General features: G+C 59.2%; 24 protein-coding genes. 4 read left to right on the top strand and 20 right to left on the bottom strand.

Annotation, left to right across the window (positions count from 1 at the left end):
* Nucleotides 1–79: 79 nt before the first annotated feature.
* The 15 genes from lepB to VE934_RS03450 all read right to left on the bottom strand — a co-directional run bounded on the left by lepB (nt 80) and on the right by VE934_RS03450 (nt 14452).
* On the bottom strand, nt 80–1057 hold the full coding sequence (gene lepB / locus VE934_RS03520) for a signal peptidase I (protein ID WP_324884378.1): 978 nt from the start codon (nt 1055–1057) through the stop codon (nt 80–82).
* Entirely contained in the window at nt 1057–2868 is a 1812-nt protein-coding gene (lepA, locus tag VE934_RS03515) for a translation elongation factor 4 (protein ID WP_324884376.1), read from the bottom strand. Before lepA ends, lepB begins: the two co-directional genes overlap by 1 nt.
* Nucleotides 2869–3413: 545 nt before the next feature.
* The gene (locus VE934_RS03510) at nt 3414–4874 is read right to left on the bottom strand and encodes a DegQ family serine endoprotease (protein WP_324884374.1); all 1461 of its coding nucleotides are present in this window, start codon (nt 4872–4874) and stop codon (nt 3414–3416) included.
* 97 nt (nt 4875–4971) lie between these two features.
* The gene (locus VE934_RS03505) at nt 4972–5994 is read right to left on the bottom strand and encodes a MucB/RseB C-terminal domain-containing protein (protein ID WP_324884372.1); all 1023 of its coding nucleotides are present in this window, start codon (nt 5992–5994) and stop codon (nt 4972–4974) included.
* A gap of 37 nt (nt 5995–6031) precedes the next feature.
* Nucleotides 6032–6643 carry a sigma-E factor negative regulatory protein gene (locus tag VE934_RS03500; protein ID WP_324884370.1) on the bottom strand — a complete coding sequence of 204 codons (612 nt, stop codon included), beginning with the start codon at nt 6641–6643 and terminating at the stop codon, nt 6032–6034.
* 77 nt (nt 6644–6720) lie between these two features.
* Complete coding sequence (gene rpoE / locus VE934_RS03495; RefSeq protein WP_324884368.1) at nt 6721–7356, bottom strand: RNA polymerase sigma factor RpoE; 636 nt, start codon at nt 7354–7356, stop codon at nt 6721–6723.
* Nucleotides 7353–7865 (bottom strand): hypothetical protein, encoded by a 513-nt coding sequence (locus tag VE934_RS03490; RefSeq protein ID WP_324884366.1) that lies wholly within the window; start codon nt 7863–7865, stop codon nt 7353–7355. The genes rpoE and VE934_RS03490 overlap by 4 nt, the downstream gene beginning before the upstream one ends.
* 51 nt (nt 7866–7916) lie before the next feature.
* Nucleotides 7917–9161 (bottom strand): beta-ketoacyl-ACP synthase II, encoded by a 1245-nt coding sequence (fabF, locus tag VE934_RS03485; protein ID WP_324884364.1) that lies wholly within the window; start codon nt 9159–9161, stop codon nt 7917–7919.
* A 72-nt stretch (nt 9162–9233) separates the two neighbouring features.
* On the bottom strand, nt 9234–9473 hold the full coding sequence (acpP, locus tag VE934_RS03480; protein ID WP_324884362.1) for an acyl carrier protein: 240 nt from the start codon (nt 9471–9473) through the stop codon (nt 9234–9236).
* A 175-nt stretch (nt 9474–9648) separates the two neighbouring features.
* Nucleotides 9649–10395 (bottom strand): 3-oxoacyl-ACP reductase FabG, encoded by a 747-nt coding sequence (gene fabG, locus VE934_RS03475; protein WP_324884360.1) that lies wholly within the window; start codon nt 10393–10395, stop codon nt 9649–9651.
* A complete protein-coding gene (gene fabD / locus VE934_RS03470; RefSeq protein ID WP_324884358.1) occupies nt 10392–11342 on the bottom strand; it encodes an ACP S-malonyltransferase in 951 nt (316 codons plus the stop codon). Before fabD ends, fabG begins: the two co-directional genes overlap by 4 nt.
* A gap of 52 nt (nt 11343–11394) precedes the next feature.
* Entirely contained in the window at nt 11395–12372 is a 978-nt protein-coding gene (locus tag VE934_RS03465) for a beta-ketoacyl-ACP synthase III (protein ID WP_324884356.1), read from the bottom strand.
* A 3-nt stretch (nt 12373–12375) separates the two neighbouring features.
* Nucleotides 12376–13473 (bottom strand): phosphate acyltransferase PlsX, encoded by a 1098-nt coding sequence (plsX, locus tag VE934_RS03460; protein WP_324884354.1) that lies wholly within the window; start codon nt 13471–13473, stop codon nt 12376–12378.
* Nucleotides 13474–13558: 85 nt separating this feature from the next.
* Nucleotides 13559–13741 carry a 50S ribosomal protein L32 gene (gene rpmF, locus VE934_RS03455; RefSeq protein WP_324884352.1) on the bottom strand — a complete coding sequence of 61 codons (183 nt, stop codon included), beginning with the start codon at nt 13739–13741 and terminating at the stop codon, nt 13559–13561.
* A gap of 168 nt (nt 13742–13909) precedes the next feature.
* Nucleotides 13910–14452, bottom strand: coding sequence for a YceD family protein (locus VE934_RS03450; RefSeq protein WP_324884350.1), 543 nt, complete (start codon nt 14450–14452; stop codon nt 13910–13912).
* Nucleotides 14453–14511: 59 nt separating this feature from the next.
* On the opposite strand from VE934_RS03450, the gene VE934_RS03445 reads away from it, so the two are divergent.
* Entirely contained in the window at nt 14512–15117 is a 606-nt protein-coding gene (locus tag VE934_RS03445) for a Maf family nucleotide pyrophosphatase (protein WP_324884348.1), read from the top strand.
* A complete protein-coding gene (locus tag VE934_RS03440; RefSeq protein ID WP_324884346.1) occupies nt 15114–15881 on the top strand; it encodes an SAM-dependent methyltransferase in 768 nt (255 codons plus the stop codon). Before VE934_RS03445 ends, VE934_RS03440 begins: the two co-directional genes overlap by 4 nt.
* A gap of 62 nt (nt 15882–15943) precedes the next feature.
* On the opposite strand, the gene VE934_RS03435 is transcribed toward VE934_RS03440, so the two are convergent.
* From VE934_RS03435 to VE934_RS03420, 4 genes are read right to left on the bottom strand one after another with little or no spacing between them, the layout of a single operon-like run.
* A complete protein-coding gene (locus VE934_RS03435) occupies nt 15944–16960 on the bottom strand; it encodes a S49 family peptidase (RefSeq protein ID WP_324884344.1) in 1017 nt (338 codons plus the stop codon).
* 9 nt (nt 16961–16969) lie between these two features.
* Nucleotides 16970–17347 carry a Rieske (2Fe-2S) protein gene (locus VE934_RS03430; RefSeq protein WP_324884342.1) on the bottom strand — a complete coding sequence of 126 codons (378 nt, stop codon included), beginning with the start codon at nt 17345–17347 and terminating at the stop codon, nt 16970–16972.
* An 11-nt stretch (nt 17348–17358) separates the two neighbouring features.
* Complete coding sequence (locus VE934_RS03425; protein WP_324884340.1) at nt 17359–18030, bottom strand: HAD-IA family hydrolase; 672 nt, start codon at nt 18028–18030, stop codon at nt 17359–17361.
* Nucleotides 18014–19177 carry an RluA family pseudouridine synthase gene (locus tag VE934_RS03420; RefSeq protein WP_414693807.1) on the bottom strand — a complete coding sequence of 388 codons (1164 nt, stop codon included), beginning with the start codon at nt 19175–19177 and terminating at the stop codon, nt 18014–18016. The genes VE934_RS03425 and VE934_RS03420 overlap by 17 nt, the downstream gene beginning before the upstream one ends.
* Nucleotides 19178–19748: 571 nt before the next feature.
* On the opposite strand from VE934_RS03420, the gene VE934_RS03415 reads away from it, so the two are divergent.
* On the top strand, nt 19749–22913 hold the full coding sequence (locus VE934_RS03415; protein ID WP_324884335.1) for an Rne/Rng family ribonuclease: 3165 nt from the start codon (nt 19749–19751) through the stop codon (nt 22911–22913).
* 97 nt (nt 22914–23010) lie between these two features.
* A complete protein-coding gene (locus tag VE934_RS03410) occupies nt 23011–23841 on the top strand; it encodes an urease accessory protein UreD (RefSeq protein WP_324884334.1) in 831 nt (276 codons plus the stop codon).
* A gap of 4 nt (nt 23842–23845) precedes the next feature.
* Here VE934_RS03410 and VE934_RS03405 read toward each other — a convergent pair whose 3' ends face one another.
* Nucleotides 23846–24220 carry a response regulator gene (locus tag VE934_RS03405; RefSeq protein ID WP_324884332.1) on the bottom strand — a complete coding sequence of 125 codons (375 nt, stop codon included), beginning with the start codon at nt 24218–24220 and terminating at the stop codon, nt 23846–23848.
* Nucleotides 24221–24250: the final 30 nt, after the last annotated feature.

The following is a 24250-nucleotide window of genomic DNA, read 5'->3' as shown; positions in this document are numbered from 1 at the left end:
GTTTCTCCAGCTTTTTAATTGAGCTTCAATGAGCCGCGACGCTTGGCCTCTGAAGGCCCTCCCGACGACACGCAGCCTGTCAGTCCACGGCGCCAATGCGCTTGAGGTTACCAAAATTCATCCAGACAAAAAAGGCCTTGCCGACGATGTTGGCCTCAGGGACAAATCCCCAATAGCGGGAGTCTTCAGAGTTGTCCCGGTTGTCACCCATCATGAAGTAATGCCCCTCAGGCACCTTGCAAACCACGCCCTCGATACTGTAGCGACAATTTTGCTTGAATGGAAACTCATATCGTGAGCTGATAAAAGGCGCCCGGTCCTCGTCATTGAGCAAGCGGTAGGTCTTGTTGCCGGTGGTTTCCTTGAACTCTTTGGCATAACGCAGCGCGTCTTCATCAAAGAAATCAGGCTGTGCCACCTTCGGGACGGCCATGCCGTTCACGGTCAGCTTCTTGTTCAGGTAGGCCACTTCGTCACCCGGCACGCCGACGACCCGCTTGATGTAGTCGAGGCTGGGCTTGGGCGGATAACGAAACACCATCACGTCGCCGCGCTGCGGGCTGTTGTTGTCGATCAACTTGAGGTTGATGACCGGCAGCCGCACGCCGTAGTGAAATTTGTTGACCAGAATCAGATCGCCCACCAGCAAGGTTGGGATCATGGAGCCCGAGGGAATTTTGAACGGCTCAAAAAGAAACGAGCGCAACAAAAACACGACAACGATGACCGGGAAAAGGCCGGCGGTCCAGTCCAGCCACCAGGGCTGCATGAGGATTTTTGTCTGGGCGTCGTGGAGGTTGCCGTCCACCTGGGTGATGCCCTTGCTGGCCAGCTCGCCGCGGCGAGCCGCGGCCTCATGCTCTATCCGTTCAGCGGCCCTGCGGCGTTGTGGCCAGAAATAGAACTTCTCGGCAAGCCAGTAGACCCCAGTCACCACCGTTGCCAGAAACAGCAGCAGGGAAAAATTGCCTTCCACCAGGCCGAAATACCAGGCGCCACCATAGCCAACAAACACGGCCAGAACCAGCGCGGTCAGGGTACTCATGAAGCCCAGCATTATTCTTCTACCTGCAAGATGGCGAGGAAGGCCTCTTGGGGCACTTCCACCGAGCCGATTTGTTTCATGCGTTTTTTACCCGCTTTTTGTTTGTCGAGGAGCTTGCGTTTGCGGGAGATATCGCCGCCATAACACTTGGCGATGACGTTTTTGCGCAAGGCTTTGATTGTCTCACGCGCAATGATGTTGGCCCCGATGGCGGCCTGGATCGCAACGTCGAACTGCTGCCGGGAAATGATCTCGCGCATCTTGCCCACCACCGCCCGTCCGCGGTAGGCCGACTGGCTGCGGTGAACGATGATGGACAGCGCGTCCACCTTCTCACCGTTCAGCAGGATATCTACCTTGACGACGTCCGACGCACGGAACTCCTTGAACTCGTAGTCCATGGAGGCGTAACCGCGCGAAACCGATTTCAGCTTGTCAAAGAAGTCCAGAACGATTTCGCCCAGCGGCATTTCGTAAGTCAGCATGACCTGCTTGCCGTGGTAGGCCATGTTTTGCTGCACACCTCGTTTGAGGTTGGCCAGGGTCATGACAGCACCCACGTATTCCTGAGGCATGTACAAATGCACGGTGACGATGGGCTCCCGAATCTCGTTCACCTTGCCGGCATCGGGAATCTTGGACGGGTTTTCGACCATCAGGACGCTGCCGTCGGCTTGCAGCACCTCGTACACCACGCTGGGCGCGGTGGTGATCAGGTCCTGGTCAAACTCACGCTCCAGGCGCTCCTGCACGATTTCCATGTGCAGCAGGCCCAGGAAGCCGCAGCGAAAGCCGAAACCCAGCGCCTGGCTGACTTCGGGTTCGTAATGAAGCGAAGCATCGTTGAGCTTGAGCTTTTCCAGCGCGTCGCGCAGCGAGTCGTACTCGCTGGCTTCGGTCGGGTACAGGCCGGCAAACACCTGTGGCTGGATTTCCTTGAAACCCGGCAAGGCCTCGGTGGCCGTCGCGGCAGCTCCGCCGGTACCCGGTTTGATCAGAGTCACAGTGTCGCCGACGCGTGCGGCCTGCAACTCCTTGATGCCGGCAATAATGAAGCCCACTTCACCGGCCTCCAGCGCCGGACGCTGCTCGGTGTGCGGCGTGAACACGCCCAGTTGGTCGGCGTTGTAGGTGGCTTCGCTGGCCATCAGCTTGATGCGCTCACCCCTGACAAGACGGCCGTCGACCACACGCACCAGCATGACCACGCCGACATAGGCGTCGTACCAGCTGTCAACAATCATGGCCCGCAGCGGGCCGTCCGGGTTGCCCCCCGGCGCGGGTATTTTGGCGATGACCGCTTCCAGGATCTCGTCGATACCCATGCCGGTTTTGGCGGAGCACGGAATCGCGTCGGTCGCGTCGATCCCGATCACGTCTTCGATTTCCTGCTTCGCGTTATCGGGATCTGCGTTCGGCAAATCCATTTTGTTGAGTACCGGCACAACGGTCACGCCGAGGTCCAGTGCGGTGTAGCAGTTGGCCACCGTCTGCGCTTCAACGCCCTGACTTGCGTCAACAACGAGCAGCGCACCCTCGCATGCAGACAGCGAACGACTCACTTCATAAGAGAAGTCGACATGACCTGGCGTGTCGATCAAATTCAGGTTGTAAATCTGACCATTGAGTGCTTTGTATTTGAGCGCAGCGGTCTGTGCCTTGATGGTTATCCCACGCTCTTTTTCCAGATCCATCGAATCGAGAACCTGCGCACTCATCTCTCTGTCCTGCAAACCGCCGCAGCGCTGGATGATGCGATCAGCGAGCGTGGATTTGCCGTGATCAATGTGCGCAATGATCGAAAAGTTTCTGATGTGATTCATCAAGGGGAACGCCTAAGTGCTTGAAAATACTGCGAAGAGATGAAACTCATTTCGCACAAACCATAAAAAAGGGCGCGTCACTTATGACGCGCCCTGAACCAACAATCTATGGCAACTGCGATAGCTGGAAACTTCATTGTAGGCAAAAAGCCCGCGCCGCATAGCCTCGAAATTGCCAAATTTTTGTCGTTGCAAGGCTGCAACATGAAATTTATCCACAACTTATTCACAATTTTATCGAAGAGCCTATGGACAACTTGTGGGCGATCTGTGGATCAGCTGTGAATGCTCCTTTAAGATGTCATCGCACGACCATTTCCGACATCGATATATTGGAAATAGTCCCAATCGACCGGCCATTCTATCAAAAACAGTCCTTAGACTGGATTAGAAGTTAGCGACCACAAACATATCGCGCGATGCGGAATCGCTCGAAATATTTTTTTATATTTTTGGATTGACCCTGTTCAAGTAAAACCCCCAACCCCAAGCGGGGTATGGGGGCCTAAAGTGGTCGTGGTTGAAGCGCAGGCCGCAGAAGCGTTTTAACGCATTGGGCGAATCAGCGCATATTGCGTCCACTCACCACGCCTGAATAGCACGTTGACAGGTTTGGTCTTGTCGATTTTGGCGAGCGCCGCTTCAAAATCCTTCACGCCGGCGATTTCTGTATTTGCGATGGCCAAAATAACATCCCCCTCGCGAAGCCCAGCGCGTGCTGCTGTGCTCTCGCTCGCGTCAACCTTGACGCCCCCTTTGAGTTTGAGTTCTTTTTTCTGTGCATCGGTCAGCTCGCTGACGACCAGACCCAGTACCTGGGCGGGACCCGCTACCGGCGGCTTGGCTTCCGGCGCCTGCGCTCTGCGTGCTGGTTTTTCAGGCTCAACCTCACCGATGATCACACTGACGTCGCGGGCGGCGCCGCGGCGGAAAACGGTGACCGTGGATTTGGTACCGGGTTTTACGTTGCCGACAAGCCGTGGCAAGTCGCTGGCTTTGTCAATGACCTTGCCTTCAAACCGGGTGATGATGTCGCCCGCTTCAATGCCCGCTTTTTCAGCGGGTGATCCTGCCTCGACACCGCGCACCAGAGCGCCCTGGGGCTTTCCGAGTCCGATGGACTCGGCAACATCCTTGGTGACCTGGTCAATCTGCACACCAATACGGCCACGGGTCACACGTCCCGTGCTGCGCAGTTGATCTGCCACCCGGATCGCTTCGTCGATGGGAATGGCAAACGAGATGCCCTGAAATCCGCCCGAGCGTGAGTAAATCTGGCTGTTGATGCCGACTACCTCTCCGCGCATGTTGATCAGCGGGCCGCCGGAGTTGCCCGGATTGATGGCGACGTCGGTCTGGATGAAGGGCAGGTAGTCGCCGGTGTCGCGCTGCTTGGCGCTGACGATGCCGGCGGTAACGGTGTTTTCCAGTCCGAAGGGAGAACCGATGGCCATGACCCATTCGCCAACTTTCATGCGGTTGGCGTCGCCAATTTTGACGGCCGGCAGACCCGTGGCTTCAATCTTGACGACGGCCACATCGGTGCGTTTGTCGGCGCCTATGATCCTGGCCTTGAATTCGCGCTTGTCTGGCAGCGTGACCATCACCTCATCAGCGCCCTCAACCACGTGGGCATTGGTCATGACCAGACCGTCTGAAGTGAGGATAAAGCCTGAACCGACGCCTCGGGGCTGCTGCTCTTCTTCCTGTGGACCGCGATCCGGCCGGGGCGAGCGAGGCATGTTGGGCGGCACGGGAATGCCAAACCGCCGGAAGAATTCCAGCATCTGCTCGTCTGCATTCCCTGCGGCTCCGGCCCTGACTTTTTCAACGGTACGGATGTTGACCACGGACGGCCCCACCGCTTCGACCAGATCAGTGAAGTCCGGCAGGTTCCGGGTTTGCGCCATCAGAGGCTGCACTGGCGCCAGCGCCAGCACAGACCCCAAAGCCAGCATCCCGGTGACGACATAAGAGCGACATTGGTTCCAGTTCAATAGAGGCATTGTGGGCTTTCGAAAGATGGTGAGAGCAAAAGGGCAAGGAAAAAGTTCAGGCCAGACACGCAATGCCGCCGGCACATCTGCCTCAGAGTTGAGGGCACTACTTCTTGCGTTCAAGACTGTCGGCGAACTGGCGTAGCGTGGTCATGGGCACCTCGCCCATCGCGGTCAGCCAGTAGGCGTCGAGCCGCCGGGACAGCGACTGCGTCGCGCCCATGGACAGCCTGGATTCCTTGTCGTGCCGCTGGGCGTCGTAGGCCTCGACAAACAGGGACACCGTCGCAAGACCGTCCGAGAAAATCCATTGCATGGGTTCGCCTCTGGACGGCTCTGCACCAGGGCGCTTGTAGCAACTCATGGGCTGAAAACCAGCCACCGGCGTTTTCAAAACCCAGCCTTCCGCGCTTGCCGTGGTTTTCACCAGGCCAGGCGTCACCACTCGATAGCCATCGGTCTTGGCCATCATCTGCGTGAGCTTCTCGATTTTTATCGGCGTGTCAAACTGCAACTCGGAAAAAGCCGCCTGTTCGAGCACTTTGCCGTCAGCATCGAGGGTCTGCAGCTTGACGACCAATCCCTTCTTTTGCTCTGCCCAGACGCGGTAACCGAACCGCATGGCGTCTTTCGGAATCAGCGAAATGATGTCCGCCTCGACCCCGGCCACACGTTCGCTGCCTTCCTGTCTGGCCTTGTAGAAATCACCAATGCGGCTGTTGTTGGATTTCAGCAGCTCCGGAAAAAGTCCGAGCGACTCGCGTTTTTCGGTCCGCACCACTTTGTGCTCGGGCATGAAGGTGACGACCTGGTCGTTATGCCGGAAAACAGAGCGCGGCGCACCCGTCAGGGTTTCAACCCTCTCCACCTGCTGCGCCCCGTCGCAAACATGCCAGATCTTCGCGCTGGACATGACGCCCCCTGAAGAAACAACAAAGGTCCCCACATAAGAGCGGCTCCGTGAGGCTTCGTGCATACGCATCAACCACTCGTTGATGTTTTTGGATTCACCGGTTGGGGCAGAGGCAGCCGGTGCGGGCGCCGATGACACGGCTTGGGCTGCTACGAAATTAGTAGCAAAGAAGCCACAACCTAAAAGGGCACAAAGGCTGAAGAGCTTGAAATTCATGGCATGAAACCGGTAAGGCTTTCGGGCACCAAACGCATCAACGCCGGTCACCCTGAGGCGCCTCGAAGGTGGCGTTTCGCAGGAAGCCAGACGGCATTTGCAAGGCTGACGTGCCGCCAAACTGTTTGTGCGCCGCCAGCAACTCCTGCATGCGTGCGTCGCGAACAATAGCGCCCTGCTCCGACATCACCAGCACCTGCTGCGGCGCGCCAGACTGAGCCAACTCCGGCCCGGATGAAGGCGCCAGCAACCCCGTGGCGGCTGTCCAGGCAATCGCAGCCACGGCCGCGACGGAGGCAAAACCGGCAACCAGCTTCCAGCGAAAAACGGCGTCGTTTGCCGCTTCAGGAGCGGGCAAACGCACAGGCATTTCTGCGGGAACAATCGTCACGCGCCCATCAGTCTGGCCATCCAGAGACGGAACTTGCCCCAGGCGTCCACGCAAGCGAGTCACAAAAGCTGCATCCGCGCCAAGCGGTGCCAGACCAGGTGAACGCAAGACGTCACCAATCAGGTGGTAGGCGTTCCAGCTCGCCACTGACTCGCCGTCGCTTTCACACACCGACAAAACATGCGCAAGGTCTTCCCCCGACAGCTGTCCATCAACGAGGGCTGAAATGAGTTCGCGGTTTTCGGATTTTGCATTCATGGTGTCAGTGGGCAGCTGGGCTGCCATTTTTCAATGATTTCTCTGCTTTCAATGACCTGTGTTTGATCATGCAAGTCCTACCAGCGTTTACCCGACTGGTTTTCCAGCAAGGGCTTGATCCGCTCCGATATCGCTTCACGTGCGCGGAAAATACGCGAACGCACAGTACCAATCGGACAACTCATGGCCTCGGCTATCTCTTCGTAACTCAAGCCTTCAATTTCCCGCAAAGTGATGGCCTGTCGCAGCTCCTCGGGAAGGGCCTCCATGGCCGCGTTCACCATCTCGGCAATTTCCTTGCCGGCAAGCACGGCTTCAGGCGTATCCGGGCTTGTTAGTTCGTTTTCAACAGGGGAAGTTTCATCATCGTCATCAGATTTGAAGGTATTTTCCGAAACGGTGGGATTGCGCTTGAGGTCCATCAGCGCCTTTTTGGCGGTGTTGACGGCAATCCGGTACAGCCAGGTGTAGAACTGGGCCTCACCCCGAAACTGGGCAAGCGCCCGGTAGGCCCTTATAAAGGTTTCCTGGGCAATGTCTTCCACCAGATCGACATCACGCACCATGCGCCCGATCAGGCGCTGAATCCGGCGCTGGTACTTGATGACCAGCAACTCGAAGGCCTTTTGGTCGCCCGCGACTGTACGCTCGACCAAAACGGCATCACTGTCGCTTGCCGTAGCAGGCTCTGCAAGAGGATTGTCAGTGCTCATGAATAAGGACGTGGCGGCGAGGCGTCCACCGGGAGCTCAACAGTGGAAAAGGCAGGGACTGGCTCAGGGTTCAGCGGCGTTGCCCGGCGCCGCGAATATACAGCACGACGCAAATCCATCCAACGCTCTGGTTGAGCTTGCCGCTCCACCCACAACCAACACACGGCGTTGTCATGGTTCTTGAGTTTGAGCAAAAGCACCTGCTGAAAATCAATCGCAACCGACAGCTCAAGCGCCGGCGTTGACGCATGACCTTCCGGGCCTTGCCAGCACCAAACCTGTCCGTCCCATCGCAGTTGCCCGTCAGGCGAGTTCTTCCAGCCCCAACCGGCAATCACCCCGCCAAGAACAAGGGCGGCGCCAGCGCTTGACTGGCGCCAATCGAAAACGGTTGCAGTTCCCCACCAGAGAAGAAACACAACCGCACCAGCCAGCCAGGTCGCGACCAACAAAAGGCCCGAAACCCGCGAACGCCGCAGCGGATAAACCACTGCAGGCGGGTTATGCACGGTCAGCGCCAGTGGTCGTATGCCGAGCAGCCGAGCGCGCGTGAAAAGGCATCAGGCCCGCTTGAAAACCAGCGTTCCGTTGGTGCCACCAAAGCCGAAGTTGTTTTTGACGGCAACGTCGATGTTGGCGTCACGCGCGGTGTTGGCGCAGTAATCCAGGTCGCACTCGGGGTCCTGGTTAAAGATATTGATGGTTGGCGGAATTTTCTGGTGGTGCAAGGCGAGCACGGTGAACACCGACTCAATGCCACCTGCGCCCCCCAGCAAATGCCCGGTCATGGATTTGGTGGAGCTCACCACCAGCTTTTTCGCATGGTCGCCAAATGTCAGTTTGATGGCATTGGTCTCATTCAAGTCGCCCACCGGTGTGGAGGTGCCGTGGGCGTTGACATATTGCACGGCATCCGCGTTGACACCGGCACACTGCAGCGCCATGTTCATGGAGCGCCGTGGACCATCCACGTCGGGCGAGGTGATGTGATACGCGTCGCCACTCATGCCGAAGCCCGAAAGTTCTGCATAAATCTTTGCGCCCCGCGCCTTGGCGTGCTCATATTCTTCTAGCACAAGCACGCCCGCACCTTCTCCCAGCACAAAGCCGTCGCGGTCTTTGTCCCAGGGTCGCGAAGCGGTTTTTGGGTCATCGTTGCGGGTAGACATTGCACGCGCGGCGGTGAAACCGCCAACCCCCAGAGGGGATACCGTGGCTTCGGCACCACCGGCAATCATGACATCGCAGTCACCATATTCGATCATGCGGGCAGACAGACCAATGGCATGCAAGCCGGTGGTGCAGGCCGTTACGACAGCAATATTGGGTCCCTTGAATCCGTACTTGATCGACACGTGACCCGAGATCATGTTGATGATGGAAGCTGGTACAAAAAACGGTGAAATACGGCGTGGACCGCGGTTGGTAAGCTCCGCGTGCGTCTGCTCGATCATCGGCAAACCGCCAATGCCCGAGCCGATGTTGCAGCCGATACGCGTTGCCAGCTCATCACCCAGCGCGTCGCCCGTCGGCAGCCCGCTGTCAGCGACCGCCTGGCAGGCCGCAGCCAATCCCAGGTGGATGAAGCGATCCATATGCCGGGCTTCTTTTTCGGGAATGTAATCCGCGATGTTGAAACCCTTGACCTCACCGGCAAATTTGCAGGCAAAACTGCTTGCATCAAATTGAGTGATCAGGTCAATGCCGGACTGGCCAGCCAGCAAGTTGGCCCAGGAATCGGCCACGGTATTACCTACCGGGCTGACACACCCCAGTCCTGTCACGACGACGCGACGACGGCTCATGCACAAATCCTGTAAAAATTCCCGACAAGGCCCGAAACGACCCATCGAGCGGGATTAAAACCAGCTGGCGCTTTAGGCTTTTTGATGGGCGTTTGCGTAGTCGATGGCGTTCTGAACAGTGGTGATTTTCTCTGCATCTTCGTCAGGAATCTCAATGCCAAATTCGTCTTCCAAAGCCATCACCAGTTCGACGGTGTCAAGCGAGTCTGCGCCCAGATCAGCCACAAAGGCCTTTTCGCTGGTGACTTGACCTTCTTCTACGCCAAGTTGCTCGGCAATGATTTTCTTAACACGTGCTTCGATATCGCTCATAGTTCCCTCTGAGGGTTGGTGATTAATCCGTGATTTTAGCGTTGTTAGAGTTGCTTCCCTAGCCCGCCAGCCGGACGGATAAAACCCGGCTTGAGTCCAGTGCCTGCAGATCTGCCTGCATCCCCATTATTCATGATCCTGGTGACACAGATGCAGCTCACAGCCGCCAGATAATTTACATGTACATCCCGCCATTGACGTGCAGCTCTTGCCCAGTCACATAACCTGCCTGCGGGCTGGCAATAAAAGCCACCGCATGGGCGATGTCCTGAGGTTTGCCAAGATGGCCCAAGGGAATCTGCCCCAGCAGCGCTTTTTGCTGCTCTTCAGGCAGACTCGCGGTCATGTCGGTTTCAATAAAACCCGGGGCGACACAGTTGACAGTGATGTTGCGGCTACCCAGCTCACGCGCCAACGCACGCGTCATGCCTGCCACACCGGCTTTGGCGGCAGCGTAGTTGGCCTGGCCTGCATTGCCAGACGCACCCACTACCGATGTGATGCTGATGATGCGCCCGTAACGCTGCTTCATCATTGTGCGCATCACCGCGCGGCTCATGCGAAACACCGCTTTCAGATTGGTGTCAAGCACGGCATCCCAGTCCTCGTCCTTCAGGCGCATGGCCAGCATGTCGCGCGTGATGCCGGCATTATTGACCAGCACATGCAGGGCGCCATGCTCCTTGACGATGCCATTAATCAAGGCCTCCGAAGCCACGGCATCGTTCACATTCAGATTGGCGCCGGAGCAGCCGGGGAAAGCGGCAAGCGCCTGGCTGATGGCCGAGGCGCCAGCGTCGCTTGTTGCAGTGCCAATCACTTTCAGGCCTCTCTGTGCCAGCTCAAGCGCAATCGCGGCCCCGATGCCTCGCGAAGCGCCGGTAACCAGGGCAACTTGCCCTTCAAATGAAACGTCGCTCATGCCAGCATCTCCCTGGTTTGCGCCAAACTGGCGGGATCAAACATCGCCACACCCGTGAGTTCGGCATCTATGCGCTTGACCATACCGGCGAGGACCTTGCCGGGGCCGCATTCAACAACCGTCGTCAATCCGCGGGCCTTGATGGCTTGAATACATTCAACCCAGCGCACCGGACCGAAGGCTTGCTCATACAAGGCAGCCCGAATGCGATCCGGCTCAGTTTCGACGGTGACGCCTACGTTGTTGATCAACGGAATCAGCGGAGGAGCCAATTGCACATCCGAGAGCTTTTCTTTCAGCTTGTCAGCAGCTGGCTTCATAAGGCTGGAGTGAAACGGTGCCGAAACCGGCAACGGCAATGCGCGTTTGGCGCCATTGGCCTTGAGTACCTCACAAGCTTTTTCCACCGCGGCTTTGCTGCCTGCGATGACGGTTTGCATCGGATCGTTGAAATTGACCGCTTCGACCACTTCCTGCGTATTCGGACCAAAGGAATTCACAGCCTCTGCGCAACCCATCACCACGCCAGCCGCATCCATGCCCAGGATGGCCGCCATGGCGCCGACACCGACGGGCACCGCTTCCTGCATGGCCTGCGCCCGAAAACGAACCAGCGGCGCTGCCTGCGTCAAAGTCAAAACGCCCGACGCGACCAATGCCGAATATTCACCCAGGGAATGACCGGCCACTGCGGCGGGCGCCGCGCCAGTCTCGGCCATCCAGACGCGGTAAGCAGCCACACCAGCAATCAACATGACAGGCTGTGTGTTGGTGGTCAGCGCCAACGCTTCCTTCGGGCCTTCATTGATCAGCCGACCCATCTCCTCGCCAAGCGCATCAGACGCTTCGGAGAGTGTCTGGATGACGACAGGGTGCGCGGCCCACGCGTCGAGCATGCCGACCGACTGCGATCCCTGTCCGGGAAAAACAAAAGCAAAAGGTTTCATCAGATTTCAGAGAAAAATCAGGTGTTCACCCATATAGAACGGGCGCAAGCTGCTACAGATTTAATAGTACCGATCCCCAGGTGAACCCACCGCCCACGCCTTCAAGCATGAGGGTGTCACCTTTTTTGATCTTGCCGCTTCGCACCGATACGTCCAGCGCCAACGGAATGGATGCGGCCGAGGTGTTGCCGTGCTGGTCCACGGTGACAATCAACTTTTCCAGGGGCATCTTCAGCTTTTTGGCCGTGCTGTGCATGATGCGGATATTGGCCTGATGGGGAATCAGCCAGTCGATGTCACTGTCCTGCAGGCCAGCTTTGGCCAGGCTGGCACGTGCGGATTCCTCCAGCACACCCACCGCCAGCTTGAAAACCGCCTGCCCATCCATCTTCAGGAGCGGGTCGCCCAAAACCTTGCCACCTGACACGGTGCCGGGTACGCACAGAATGCCAACGTGTTTGCCGTCAGCGTGCAGGTCCGTCGCCAGAATGCCGGGCGTCCGCGATGCTTCCAGCACAACAGCGCCCGCGCCATCACCAAACAACACGCAGGTGGTGCGATCGGAAAAATCAAGAATGCGTGAAAAGACTTCGCTTCCGATGACCAGCGCCTTGGTGGCAGAACCCGTCTTGATCATCGCGTCGGCGACCGTCAGCGCATAGACAAAACCACTGCAAACCGCCTGAACATCAAAGGCGGGGCAACCCGCGATTCCGAGCTTGTTCTGCAAAATGCAGGCCGTTGACGGAAAGATCATGTCGGGCGTGGAGGTCGCCACAATGATCAAATCGATATCCGCAGCTTGCAAGCCAGCAGCCTGCAATGCGTTTTTAGCGGCTTCGAGCCCCAGATCACTGCTGCATACATCCGGCGCCGCAAAATGCCTCGCCCGAATACCGGTGCGCTCAACAATCCATTGATCGGAGGTTTCGACGCCCTTGGCCGCGAGTTCAGCGGCCAGCTCGGCATTGCTCAGGCGTCGGGGGGGCAGATAACTGCCGGTACCTGTGATGCGTGAATAAAGAGTCATTAATTAGTGTGCGAGGGTGGGATCAGTGGACTCCGCCAGCGCTACCGCGACTTCCGGCTGCGCAACCGCCGCTCTCGCCAGTAGCGGAGCAGCGTGTACGATGCGTTCTCTGACCCTGTCCAGCAAATTGTTCCGAGCCGCATCATAAGCGCGATTCAAGGCGCGCTCGAATGCAAAGGCGTCTGCGGATCCATGACTCTTGAACACCAGTCCACGCAATCCCAGCAAGGCCGCGCCGTTATAACGCCGGTGGTCAACTCGATTCTTAAATGCAGATAGAACCGGATAGGCGACGATAGCAGCCATTTTGGTGAAGATATTGCGCGAAAACTCAGCCTTGATGAAGCCGCCGATCATGCTGGCGAGGCCTTCACTCGCTTTCAGCGCGACGTTACCGACAAAACCGTCACAAACCACAATGTCGACCACGCCTTTAAAAATGTCGTTACCTTCGACGTTGCCGTGAAAATTCAATTCACCGGCTCTCGCCGCAGATCGCAACAGTTCACCTGCTTTTTTGATAGTTTCGCTGCCTTTTATTGCTTCTTCGCCGATGTTAAGCAAACCCACGGTTGGATTGGGCCTGTCGGCAATAGCCGAAACCAGCGCCGAGCCCATGACCGCAAACTGAAACAGATGATCTTCGGTGCAGTCGATATTGGCACCCAGATCCAGCACGGTCGTAGCGCCGCCCACCGCGTTTGGCAACTGTGTGGCGATGGCTGGGCGGTCAATGCCGTCCAGGGTTTTGAGTACATGCCTGGCAATGGCCATCAGTGCGCCGGTATTGCCCGCCGAGACTGCAGCCTCGGCCGCGCCGTCTTTCACCTGGGTGATGGCCACCCGCATGGATGAGTCTTTTTTACGGCGAAGAGCGACCTCAATCGGGTCGTCCATGGCCACCACTTCAGAGGCAGCCACAACCTGGCAACGGGGGTGGGACCGAATAAGGGGGAATTGGGCCTGAGCGGCCAGCGCATCGGGCTGGCCCACCAGCACGATGCTGGCTTCAGGGTGACTGTCCAGAAATGCCAAGCTGGCAGGCAGCGTAACGGAAGGTCCGAAATCGCCACCCATGGCATCAACGGCTATCCTGATCATGGCAGGACCAACGCAGTCAAAAATGGGGGATTCAACAAAACAAAGGCCCGCAGGGTAAGTGCGGGCCAGTCGTTAAAGCGTGAAATTACGCTTCAGATTTGGTTTTCAACACCTTGCGACCACGGTAAAAACCGGTGGGGCTGATGTGGTGACGCAGATGGATCTCACCGGTGGTGGATTCAACAGCGATACCTGGAACGGTCAAAGCGTTGTGCGCACGGTGCATGCCGCGCTTGGAAGGTGATTTTTTGTTCTGCTGGACGGCCATGATCCGCTCCTGAGGGGGTATAGGGTTGGTAAATACGCTGAAATCCCTCCGGGGGACCGAGCGCCAAGCCTTTGATTATAGCGCGATATCTGACGGATTTCCATCCCCGGTTTGCGCGGGTGGATTCTGCCCCACGGCGAGCCGCCAGGCCAGTAAAACCGCCAAAAACTATTTGGGCTTCTTTAACTGGGCCAATGCCGCGAACGGATGCGGTTTGGCGTCTTCCTGCCCCGCCAATTCGCTTTCCCCCGCGCTGAACACAGGGGTGACGGGGCAGGTCTCGTGCATGGGCACCAGGGGCAAAGCCATCAAAAGCTCGTCTTCCAGCACGGCCAGCAGGTCAAACTGGGGCGCCATCACCAAAAGGTCTTCCTCCGACTGGTCGTCCTCAGCCATGGCAATGTCTTCGTCGGCGACGAAGCGGTACAACTGGTCAATCTCCACCGGCGTGGCAACCGCACCCATGCAGCGCTGGCACGTCAGCGGCAAGCTGGCTTTCGCCTCCAGCCGCAACCAGACTTCGTCTTCCACGCCGGCGCGCGGGCGCAACTCAGCGGTGGCTCGCCAGTTGATGGCTGAATCAGCCTCCAGCCCATGCATTTCCTGGGCTAGCCGCTCCAATTTTTGTAGCGGTGTGATTTCAACAAGCGGTTCGCCCTCCTGGGCAAGGGCCTGCATATTGAGGCGCTGGACATGAACATGTTTGGACATGCCAAGCAGTGTAAGAGAATCGCACCCATGACTCCCCTGCTGACTCTCCATCTTTCACCATGACACTGCGCACCCTGATTCTGGGATCGACCTCCCCCTACCGCCGCGAACTGCTGCAGCGCCTGGCGATTCCTTTTGAGGTCGCGTCCCCGAACGTGGACGAATCGCCGCGTCCGGGCGAAGCCCCGGCCCAGCTCGCGCAGCGGCTGGCTCTGGCCAAAGCCCGCGCAGTGGCCACCAACTTCCCGGAGGCTGTCGTCATCGGCTCCGACCAGGTCGCCGATCTGAATGGCGAGCCGCTGGGCAAACCTGGCACCCATGAACGCGCGGTTGCCCAATTGCGCCAAATGCGGGGCAAAACTGTTGTCTTTCAAACGGCGGTCGCCGTGGTCTGCCTGCAAGGCGGATTTGAGCAGACTGAAATTGCCGCCGTCAAGGTGAAGTTTCGCGATCTGAGTGACACCGAAATTGAAAACTACCTGCAAACCGAGCAGCCCTATGACTGCGCCGGCAGCGCCAAAAGCGAAGGCTTGGGCATTGCCCTGCTGGACGCGATCGACAGCGATGACCCGACTGCTCTTGTGGGACTGCCCTTGATCCGCACCTGCCGGATGATCCGGGCGGCCGGCATTCCCCTGCTTTCCGCCCCCGGAGGCCAGCCATGACGAACACGCGACGAGGCAAGCTTTACCTTGTGCCGGCACCGCTTGATTTTGGCTGTGACGTCCAGACTCCGATTCAGGATGTCATTCCGCTCGCCACCCTAAGGCAGGCCGCCGTGCTCTCCAGCTGGATTTGTGAAAACGCCAAAAGCACGCGGGCCTATCTCAAACGAATCAATGACGTGCAGCCACTGGCGCAAACGGTGCAGCAGCAGCAGATCCAGGAGTTGCCACGCGAAGTACACAAGAAAGGTGACCACGGCGGCAACTTTGACGCGCGACCTTTGCTGAAGCCGGCGCTTGAGGGCGACGATATGGGGCTGATCAGCGAAGCGGGTATGCCGGCGATTGCTGATCCTGGCTCGTCGGTGGTCAGGGCCGCGCACGATCTTGGCTTGCAGGTGCTGCCTCTGGTGGGTCCCATGTCGCTCATGCTGGCGCTTGCCGCCAGTGGCTTGAATGGACAAAACTTCGCGTTTGTCGGATACCTGCCGCAGGACGGCGGCGAACGCACCCAACGCATTCGCGAGCTTGAATCAATAGCCCTGAAGACCGGCCAGACGCAGATTTTTATTGAAACCCCCTACCGCAATGCAGCGCTGACGCAGGCGCTGTTGCAAACTCTACAGAGCAACACGCGGCTGGCTTTGAGTTGCGGCTTGACCATGCAAAACGGCTGGTCGCACAGTGCACAAGTCAGTGCCTGGAAGCGGGACAAGCCCGCTGCGCCATTGGCTCTGCCCACGGTGTTTTGCATGGGGCGCTGAAATTGCGCGCAACATAAAAAGGCCCGCTTGCTGCGGGCCTTTTTGCAGGCGTAAACCCGCGATTAACGAATCGCCGGCATCGCCTTGAAAGCCTGCATGGCACCACTGCCAACCGCTGCACCAAACTTCTTGGCCAGCCGCTCGGCCACGTTTTCCCGGCGGGTGTAATCAATGATTTCTTCTGCCTTGACGATGTCACGTGCAACAAACTCCAGCGTGCCAAGCTGGTCAGCCAGACCCAGCTCAATCGCCTGCTGACCTGTCCAGAACAAGCCACTGAACATCTCGGGGGTTTCTTTCAGCCGATTGCCACGGCCATTTTTTACAACGGTGATGAACTGCTGGTGAATCTGGTTCAACATGGCTTGCGCGTAGGCGCGCTGCTTTTCGGTCTGTGGGCTGAACGGGTCCAGGAAACCCTTGTTTTCACCCGCCGTCATCAAGCGGCGTTCAACGCCAACCTTTTCCATCAAGCCGGTGAACCCGAAGCCGTCCATCAAGACGCCGATGCTGCCCACAATACTGGCCTTGTCGACAAAAATCCTGTCGGCGGACGCGGCAATGTAGTAGGCCGCAGACGCGCAGGTTTCTTCAACGACGGCATAAACCGGCTTTTTATGTTTGGTCTTGAGGCGAACGATTTCGTCGTTCATCATGCCGGCCTGCACAGGACTGCCGCCGGGAGAGTTGATCAGCAACACCACCGCTTGCGCACCTTCATCTTCAAACGCTGCGCGAAGTGCAGCATTGACAAATTCAGCGCTGGCATCTGCGCCGTCCGCAATTTCACCCTTGATTTCCACAACGGCGGTGTGCGGCGCGCTGACGCTGGTGGAAGGTGCACCGCGCTGCACCACAAACCACACCAGAAACACAAAAAATGCCAGCCATGAAAGGCGAACAATGGTTTTCCAGCGGCGCGCGGCTTTTTGCTCGGCCAGCGAGGCAAACGCCAGCTTCTCTAGCGTGGCCCGCTCCCATCCGGGTTGGGATGTGGGATCAACTCCACCAGGGGATGAAGACCGTGGGGGGGTGAATTCCGGGTTATCTGACGGGTCGGGGCGGTTTAGATCATTCATGAGGGTAGTTTAGAACTCAATTGTTTTAAGGTTGTAGGAGGAGTGCCAGAAAACAAGGCCGTCTCGCTCGGTCAATGTAATTTTGACGAGGCCGCCCTGACAAGGCCCGCCAGCGCATTCGCCGGTATCAGGCCGGTACGCCGCCCCGTGGCTGGCGCAAAGCAGCCATTGCCCGCTGGCGTCGAACACCCGATTCGGCTGCCAGTCCAGCTCCATGGCCACATGGCTGCACCGGTTCAGATAAGCGTGGGGTTGTCCTTCAAACCGGACAGCGAAGGCGCGACAGGTCTGGCCAGCGTAAATGACATCAAAAGGCACGGCCTCTCCGCCTTCGATCAGTTCGCTCGCCCGGCACAGGGGAACAACCCCATTTGCCAGGTCAGACATGGGCAAACGCCTCAACCATTGACCGCCAGCCAGTCGTGCAACTCCTGCACCGAATGCGCAACAAAACGCGGATTCAAGGCGCCAAAGGCAGCGCTTTCATGGGCGCCGTAGCTGACGCCCACACTGGCGCAACCGCCCTTCAGGGCCATCTGCAGATCATGCGTGGTGTCGCCAATCATGAGGGTGCGCTCCGGTGTGGTGCCGAATTCCTGCATCAGCTCATGCAGCATGCGCGGATCCGGCTTGCCAGCAGTTTCGTCCGCAGTGCGCGAACCGTCAAACAGGCCCTGAAGCTCAACCGCCTGCAGCGCCTCGTCCAGCCCGCGCCGGCTTTTGCCGGTCGCAACGGTCAGCGTATGCCCACGCACTTTCAAAGCATCCAGCATGGGCAACACACCGTCGAACAGGCTGATATCGTGCTGGTGCGAAAGGTAATGGTGTCGATAACGCGCGCCGAGCTCGTTGTGCTTTTCTCTTGGCACATCCGGCGCCGCATGGGCCAGGGCCTGCATCAACCCCAGGCCGATCACATAGCCCGCGGCTTCGTCTGTGGGCACGGTCCCGCCTACATCGCGCACTGCGGCCTGTATGCAGCGGACGATGATTTTGGTGGAGTCGAACAGGGTCCCGTCCCAGTCAAAGGCAATTAAATCAAAGCTGACAGGCTTAAGCGGTGATGGCATGGGCGGCAAGACTCTCAAGGTCGGGTGGAAGAACAGCCAGCAGCTCGATGCGTTTGCCGCTGGACGGATGGGTGAACTTTAAACGCCATGCGTGCAGAAACATGCGCTTGAGGCAGGCGCCGGACACTTCTTTTTGCAAGGCTTTGTTCAGATCAAAGTCGCCATATTTGTCGTCGCCAGCGATGGGGTGGCCTTCGCTGGCCAGATGCACACGAATCTGGTGTGTGCGCCCCGTCTTGATGGTTACTTCCAGCAGCGAGAAAGCTCGCCCCGCCATAGCCACTGCAGATTGGACCTTGACGAGCGTGACCGCACGCATCGCGTCGGGGTGGTCCTTGTCCACCACCCTGACGCGGCGCTCCCCATCGGGCAGCAGATATTTTTGCAAGGGCTTGTCCAGCACCTTTTTATTGCCGGGCCAGGCGCCGCTGACCAGGGCCAGGTAGATCTTGTCGGTTTCGCGCTCTCGAAACTGCTCCTGCAGGTTTTTGAGCGCCATGCGCTTTTTGGCCACCAGCAAAATGCCGCTGGTTTCACGATCCAGCCGGTGTACCAGCTCCAGAAACTTCGCTTCAGGCCGCGCCATGCGCAGCTGTTCAATCACACCAAAGGCCACACCGCTGCCGCCATGCACGGCAACACCCGCGGGTTTATCGATGGCCAGGACGTGTTCATCCTCAAAAAGAATCGGGAATTCACGCGATGGCGCATATCCCCCCACCGTCGAAGCCGCACCGTCACGGGCGATTTCCACCGCCATGGCCCGGGCCTTTTCGTCCGCACGCTCGGAGGTACGGACTGGCGGGAGGCGAATGCTGTCCCCGGCCTCGATGCGAGTATCCGCCTGCGCCCTGCCCTTGTTGACGCGCACTTCGCCGCTGCGAATGATGCGGTAGACGTGAGTTTTGGGCACCCCTTTAAGCAGGCGAATCAAAAAATTGTCCAGCCGCTGCCCAGCCAGATCCGGATCAACCGTAACAAAGCTTGCTTCCGGTATCGACCGCACAAGCTGGTCCGCAGGGGGATTGCGGACGGGGTCCGCTGAAACCTGTCCTGCAGAGGGCGGCGGGCGATGCAATTCAGGCGCTTCCCGGGGTTTACCCGGGCGCCGCGTTTTCCCTGAACCTGCACCTATAATGTGTTTCACTAGCGACAAGCTGTAAGTGGTTGATTTGTCTGGGAGTTTAGTCCACACACCAATCAGCACACTGCCAACAGCCTTGCTGGAAGGTCGACGCCACTGGCAGCAAATGCCCCAAAAGCGAACGGTGCCAGGCACCCCCGCAGCGGAAAATTGCAGTGCAGACGAGTCGACGTTTTGCGAACACAACTACGGAATACGATGTGTTCAGCCCCGCGGGCTGGACACGGATCCAGGCAAGATCTGGTCTTCGAATGGGTAGCCTCTTGACAACACTGATCGTACTGATAAACACATGCCTGCGGCGCTTTTTAGCCCCGCTTTTGGGCATTTATCAGCCGCCAGCCCTTGTCCTGCGGGCGCAAGCAGCTACTGTTTTGGTAGCAAACACCCATCGGACCCTGACCCGCCCCATCCAAGCGCCTACGCCCAGACTGCTCAGCGACTGATCTTTCAGTCGCCGTGGCTTCGTCAAAAGCTCTCCGGCAATTCCCCACGTTCGCTCAACGTCTGCTCTGGCGTCGTTTGCCCATTTTTGGGCAGTGATGTTTGAGAACAGAAGAACGAAGGAATCACCATGAAACGCATGCTGGTCAATGCCACCCAGTCGGAAGAACGCCGCCTGGCCATCGTCGACGGACAAAAACTCCTCGACTACGAAATTGAAATTGAAGGGCGCGAACAGCGCAAGGGCAACATCTACAAGGCCGTGGTCACCCGCGTCGAGCCATCGCTGGAAGCCTGTTTTGTCGACTACGGGGAAGACCGTCACGGCTTTTTGCCTTTCAAGGAAATCTCCAAACAGTACTTCGCCCAGGGCGTGTCGGTCAGCCAGGCGCGCATTCAGGACGTGATCCGCGAAGGCCAGGAAATCCTGGTCCAGGTCGAAAAGGAAGAACGCGGCAACAAGGGCGCAGCCCTGACCACCTTTGTCTCGCTCGCCGGCCGTTATGTGGTGCTGATGCCCAATAACCCGCGTGGTGGTGGCGTCAGCCGCCGCATCGAGGGCGACGACCGCGCCGAGCTGAAGGAAAACATGGACCAGCTGGAATACCCGGCCGGTGCCAGCATCATTGCCCGCACCGCCGGTATTGGCCGCAGCGCCGCCGAGCTGCAGTGGGATCTGAACTACCTGATCAAGCTGTGGACCGCTATCGACGGCGCCGGTAAAGGCGGCAAAGGCGCTTTCCTGATTTATCAGGAATCCAGCCTGGTCATCCGCGCCATCCGCGACTACTTCAACAGCGACATCGGCGACATCCTGTTCGACACAGACGACGTGTACGAACAAGCCCGCCAGTTCATGGCCCATGTGATGCCTGAGCACGAGCACCGCGTGAAGCGCTACCGCGACGACGCACCCCTGTTCAGCCGCTTCCAGATCGAACACCAGATCGAATCGGCTTACGCACGCACCGTGCAGCTGCCTTCCGGCGGCGCCATCGTGATCGACCACACCGAAGCGCTGGTTTCGGTGGACGTCAACTCGGCCCGCGCCATCAAGGGCGGCGATATCGAAGAAACCGCAACCCGCACCAACCTGGAAGCCGCTGACGAAGTCGCACGCCAGATGCGTTTGCGCGACCTGGGTGGCCTGATCGTCATTGACTTTATCGACATGGAAGAGTCGCGCAACCGCCGCGACGTTGAAAACCGCCTGCGCGATGCGCTGCGCCAGGACCGCGCGCGTGTGCAGTTCGGCACCATCAGCAAGTTCGGCCTCATGGAAATGAGCCGCCAGCGCCTGCGCCCTGCCCTGTCAGAAGGCGCATCGATTCCCTGCCCGCGTTGCGGCGGCTCTGGCCACATCCGCGATACCGAAAGCTCGGCCTTGCAGATCCTGCGCATCATCCAGGAAGAATCCCTCAAGGACAGCACCGCCTCCGTGTTGTGCCAGGTGCCGGTTGATGTGGCGTCTTTCCTGCTGAACGAGAAACGCTCCGAAATTTCCAAGATCGAAATGAAGCAGCGTATCAATGTGCTGCTGGTGCCCAACAAGACACTGGAAACGCCCAACTACAAGCTCGAGCGGCTGAAACATGACGACCCGCGTCTGGACAACATCGAAGCCAGCTACAAGATGGCTGACGAGATGGAAGACGCGACCACAGTCACCCGCCGCAGCCAGGAAAAACACAACAAGCAAGAGCCCATCATCAAGGGCGTGTTGCCTGATGCACCGGCGCCTGCGGCCGTGCCGAAACCCGCGCCAGTGGCCGCCCCTGTGGCAGCGGCACCGGTTCGCGCGACCGTTGCAGCCCCGGCCGAAAAAAGTTTCTTCGCAAAAATCAAGGCCTTCTTTGTGGGTGAAGAGGTCACCCCGGTTGTGGTTCCGGTCCGTGAGGTCAAGAAAGACGAACGCGGCGACGGCCGTCGTGACGAGCAACGCCCTGACCGCGGTGGCGAGCGCGGCGGTGAACGCGGAGGCCGCGATGGCCGCCGTGGTGGCCGTGGTGGCCGCGGCGAAGGCCGCTCCGCTGAAGGACGTGGCGAAGGCCGTCCTGACCAACGTGGTGAACGCACCGAAGGCCGCAGCGAGCGCGGCGAGGGCCGTCCGGATCAACGCGGCGAGCGCCGTGACCGCAACCCCGAAGGCCGCCCGGAAGGTGGTCGTCAGGAACGTCCGGCGGGCGAGGCACGCAACGACGGCCGCAACAACGAGGCACGTCCCGAGCGCGCAGAGCGTCCCGAAGGCCAGGGCGGTAACGAGGGCCGCGGCGAGCGTAGCCGCCGGGGCCGGGGTGGTGAGCGTGGTGGCGAGCGCGGTGAGCGCGGCGCACCCGTGCGTGATGCCGAGCAGCAGGACCTTGCACTCGCCAACCAGGCGGCCATGGCCGCAGCCATGAACGAGGGTGAAAAGCCTCAACGTCAGGAACGGCAGGAGCGTCAGGAACGCCCGCCGCAAGACGGTGGCCGCAATGAACCGCGCGCCGATGGTCAGGGTCGCCGTGAACGCGGTGAACGTGGCGAGCGCGGCACCGGCCGCCGTAACGAGCGACGCGACGAACGCAGCGATGGGAGCGTTGCACCGGCCGCTGCGGCCCAAGCCGACAGTTTTGACGCGGCCCATCCCGGCGTCGTGGCAGGTCTGGATGACACCGGCCACGCCGTGGTTCCCGCATCGTCCACTGACGTTGCCCCCAACGGCGGTCAGGAAGAAGGCCAGGACCGCCAGCCGCGCGAACGTCGCAGCCGCGACCGATATGGGCGCGAGCGCCGCGAACGCAATGACCCGCCAGCCGCTGGCTTGACCGAAGGCTCTGAGCCAAATCAGGCTTTTGCCCAGGAAGAACGCGCGCCGGCTGCTACTGAATTTGTAGCAAATGCAGAACCCGTCAGCGCACCCTATGTGGCACCTGTGGCACATGTGGCGCCTGTCGCTCCACCTGTGATAGCTGCGCCCGCGCCGGTGTTTGCCGCACCGGCTCCGGTTGTTGCTGCACCAGCCGCTGCCCCTCGCGCACTGCCAAAGGTTGAGGCGTATGAGTTGCCGCTGCAGGACCTGGCCCAAGTCGCCAGCGCATCGGGTCTGCAATGGGTCAACTCCGACGCCGGGAAAATCGCCGAAACGCAAGCAGCCATGGCCGCGCAGCCACAGCCCGTCCACGTGCCCCGCGCCCGCCCACCGGCACCTCAGCTTGACACCAGCCCGCTGGTGCTGGTTGAAACTAAACGCGACCTGCGTGAGATGACGCTTCCGTTTGAACAGGCTGCAGCGCCGGTTGGCGAACGCGCGGAATAGACCACAGCGACGTACTCCAAAAAAGCAGCCTTCGGGCTGCTTTTTTTATGCCCGGCGCGAAATACGGGCCCGCTGGATGCACAGTTAAACTTTGCCCATGGCCTGGCATGCAACCCTCTCACTTGACTACACCCTGCAGGCCCGCAAAACGGTCGCACGTTATCGCCATGACGGTCCACTTCGTATTTTGCAAAGCCTCTATCCGGAGGGCGATGCCGTTTGCCACAACGTGCTGGTGCATCCTCCGGGAGGACTGGTCGGAGGCGACACACTGGACATCAAGGTTAGCGCCGCAGCGGGAAGCCATGGCTTGATCACCACACCGGGTGCAACACGCTTTTACCAATCAGCGGGAGAGACCGCTCTGCAGCGCACGCACATCCGCCTGGAGGCCGATACTCGCGTTGAGTGGCTCCCGATGGAAGCGCTTTGCTACAGCGGTTGCCTGGCTGAAAACCATCTGACCATGGACCTTGCACCCGGCGCTGAACTAATGGGCTGGGATGTCACGGCGCTCGGCCTTCCCGGCGCCGGCCAGCCGTTTGTGGATGGGAGTTTTTGCCAGCACATTGAGCTGCCGGGTGTGTGGCTGGAGCGCGCGCGCATCCGTGCTGATGACAGCTTGCTGCTCGACAGCCCGCTGGGCCTGGCAGGCCAGCGCTGCATAGCCACCCTATTTTTTGTGAGCGGAAGCAAGCTGGAACGCGGGCGCAGGCAGATGGCGCTGGACCTTGCACGGCAAGTGATGGCGTCTCACCCCTTGAGCACTTTTGCGGGTGCTACCAGCCCCGACGCGCAAGTGGTGCTGGTGCGGGTGCTGGCGCCGCTGGTTGAACCAGCCATGAACCTGCTCAGGCAGGTCTGGAAAATCTGGCGGCAGCATTTCTGGGATCAATCGGCGCCCAGCCCGCGCATCTGGTCGGCGTGATCACTCAGCCGGCGATTAGCTCGTCAATGCGCTGGCGCAGCTCTGCAATGGGCGCCCTCTTCGCGACGCCTGGTCGGCCCCCCACGTTACCACCCATGTCGCGTGCTTCTTCCGGCGAAACCAGCGCCGTAAGGTAGAGGACCGGGATACCCGCTGTCTCGGGGTCTTCTGACAGCGCTGCAACCACATCACCGCCACCCATTCCGGGCATGTCAATATCGCAAAGAACAAGATCGGGACGCTCGGTCTTCGCGAGCTTTAGCGCCTTGTGCGGATCGGTCGTGCTCACCAGGTGATAGTGCTCGGCCAGTTTGGCCTCCAGGTAGGCCACGATCGATTGGTCGTCGTCGATCACAAGGATTTTTTTACTCGATGCCATGGCAGTTTCTCCAAAAGGGGGCCGGAACAG

It is taken from the genome of Polaromonas sp. (assembly GCF_035638815.1).
Taxonomy (GTDB): domain Bacteria; phylum Pseudomonadota; class Gammaproteobacteria; order Burkholderiales; family Burkholderiaceae_C; genus Polaromonas.
This window is presented reverse-complemented; position numbering and strand designations above follow the sequence as displayed.

Coding starts and splice junctions, on each gene's coding strand:
- lepB (WP_324884378.1), bottom strand. CDS start 1,057: ATGCTGGGCTTCATGAGTACCCTGACCGCGCTGGTTCTGGCCGTGTTT.
- lepA (WP_324884376.1), bottom strand. CDS start 2,868: ATGAATCACATCAGAAACTTTTCGATCATTGCGCACATTGATCACGGC.
- VE934_RS03510 (WP_324884374.1), bottom strand. CDS start 4,874: ATGCCTCTATTGAACTGGAACCAATGTCGCTCTTATGTCGTCACCGGG.
- VE934_RS03505 (WP_324884372.1), bottom strand. CDS start 5,994: ATGAATTTCAAGCTCTTCAGCCTTTGTGCCCTTTTAGGTTGTGGCTTC.
- VE934_RS03500 (WP_324884370.1), bottom strand. CDS start 6,643: ATGAATGCAAAATCCGAAAACCGCGAACTCATTTCAGCCCTCGTTGAT.
- rpoE (WP_324884368.1), bottom strand. CDS start 7,356: ATGAGCACTGACAATCCTCTTGCAGAGCCTGCTACGGCAAGCGACAGT.
- fabF (WP_324884364.1), bottom strand. CDS start 9,161: ATGAGCCGTCGTCGCGTCGTCGTGACAGGACTGGGGTGTGTCAGCCCG.
- acpP (WP_324884362.1), bottom strand. CDS start 9,473: ATGAGCGATATCGAAGCACGTGTTAAGAAAATCATTGCCGAGCAACTT.
- fabG (WP_324884360.1), bottom strand. CDS start 10,395: ATGAGCGACGTTTCATTTGAAGGGCAAGTTGCCCTGGTTACCGGCGCT.
- fabD (WP_324884358.1), bottom strand. CDS start 11,342: ATGAAACCTTTTGCTTTTGTTTTTCCCGGACAGGGATCGCAGTCGGTC.
- VE934_RS03465 (WP_324884356.1), bottom strand. CDS start 12,372: ATGACTCTTTATTCACGCATCACAGGTACCGGCAGTTATCTGCCCCCC.
- plsX (WP_324884354.1), bottom strand. CDS start 13,473: ATGATCAGGATAGCCGTTGATGCCATGGGTGGCGATTTCGGACCTTCC.
- rpmF (WP_324884352.1), bottom strand. CDS start 13,741: ATGGCCGTCCAGCAGAACAAAAAATCACCTTCCAAGCGCGGCATGCAC.
- VE934_RS03450 (WP_324884350.1), bottom strand. CDS start 14,452: ATGTCCAAACATGTTCATGTCCAGCGCCTCAATATGCAGGCCCTTGCC.
- VE934_RS03445 (WP_324884348.1), top strand. CDS start 14,512: ATGACACTGCGCACCCTGATTCTGGGATCGACCTCCCCCTACCGCCGC.
- VE934_RS03440 (WP_324884346.1), top strand. CDS start 15,114: ATGACGAACACGCGACGAGGCAAGCTTTACCTTGTGCCGGCACCGCTT.
- VE934_RS03435 (WP_324884344.1), bottom strand. CDS start 16,960: ATGAATGATCTAAACCGCCCCGACCCGTCAGATAACCCGGAATTCACC.
- VE934_RS03430 (WP_324884342.1), bottom strand. CDS start 17,347: ATGTCTGACCTGGCAAATGGGGTTGTTCCCCTGTGCCGGGCGAGCGAA.
- VE934_RS03425 (WP_324884340.1), bottom strand. CDS start 18,030: ATGCCATCACCGCTTAAGCCTGTCAGCTTTGATTTAATTGCCTTTGAC.
- VE934_RS03415 (WP_324884335.1), top strand. CDS start 19,749: ATGAAACGCATGCTGGTCAATGCCACCCAGTCGGAAGAACGCCGCCTG.
- VE934_RS03410 (WP_324884334.1), top strand. CDS start 23,011: ATGGCCTGGCATGCAACCCTCTCACTTGACTACACCCTGCAGGCCCGC.
- VE934_RS03405 (WP_324884332.1), bottom strand. CDS start 24,220: ATGGCATCGAGTAAAAAAATCCTTGTGATCGACGACGACCAATCGATC.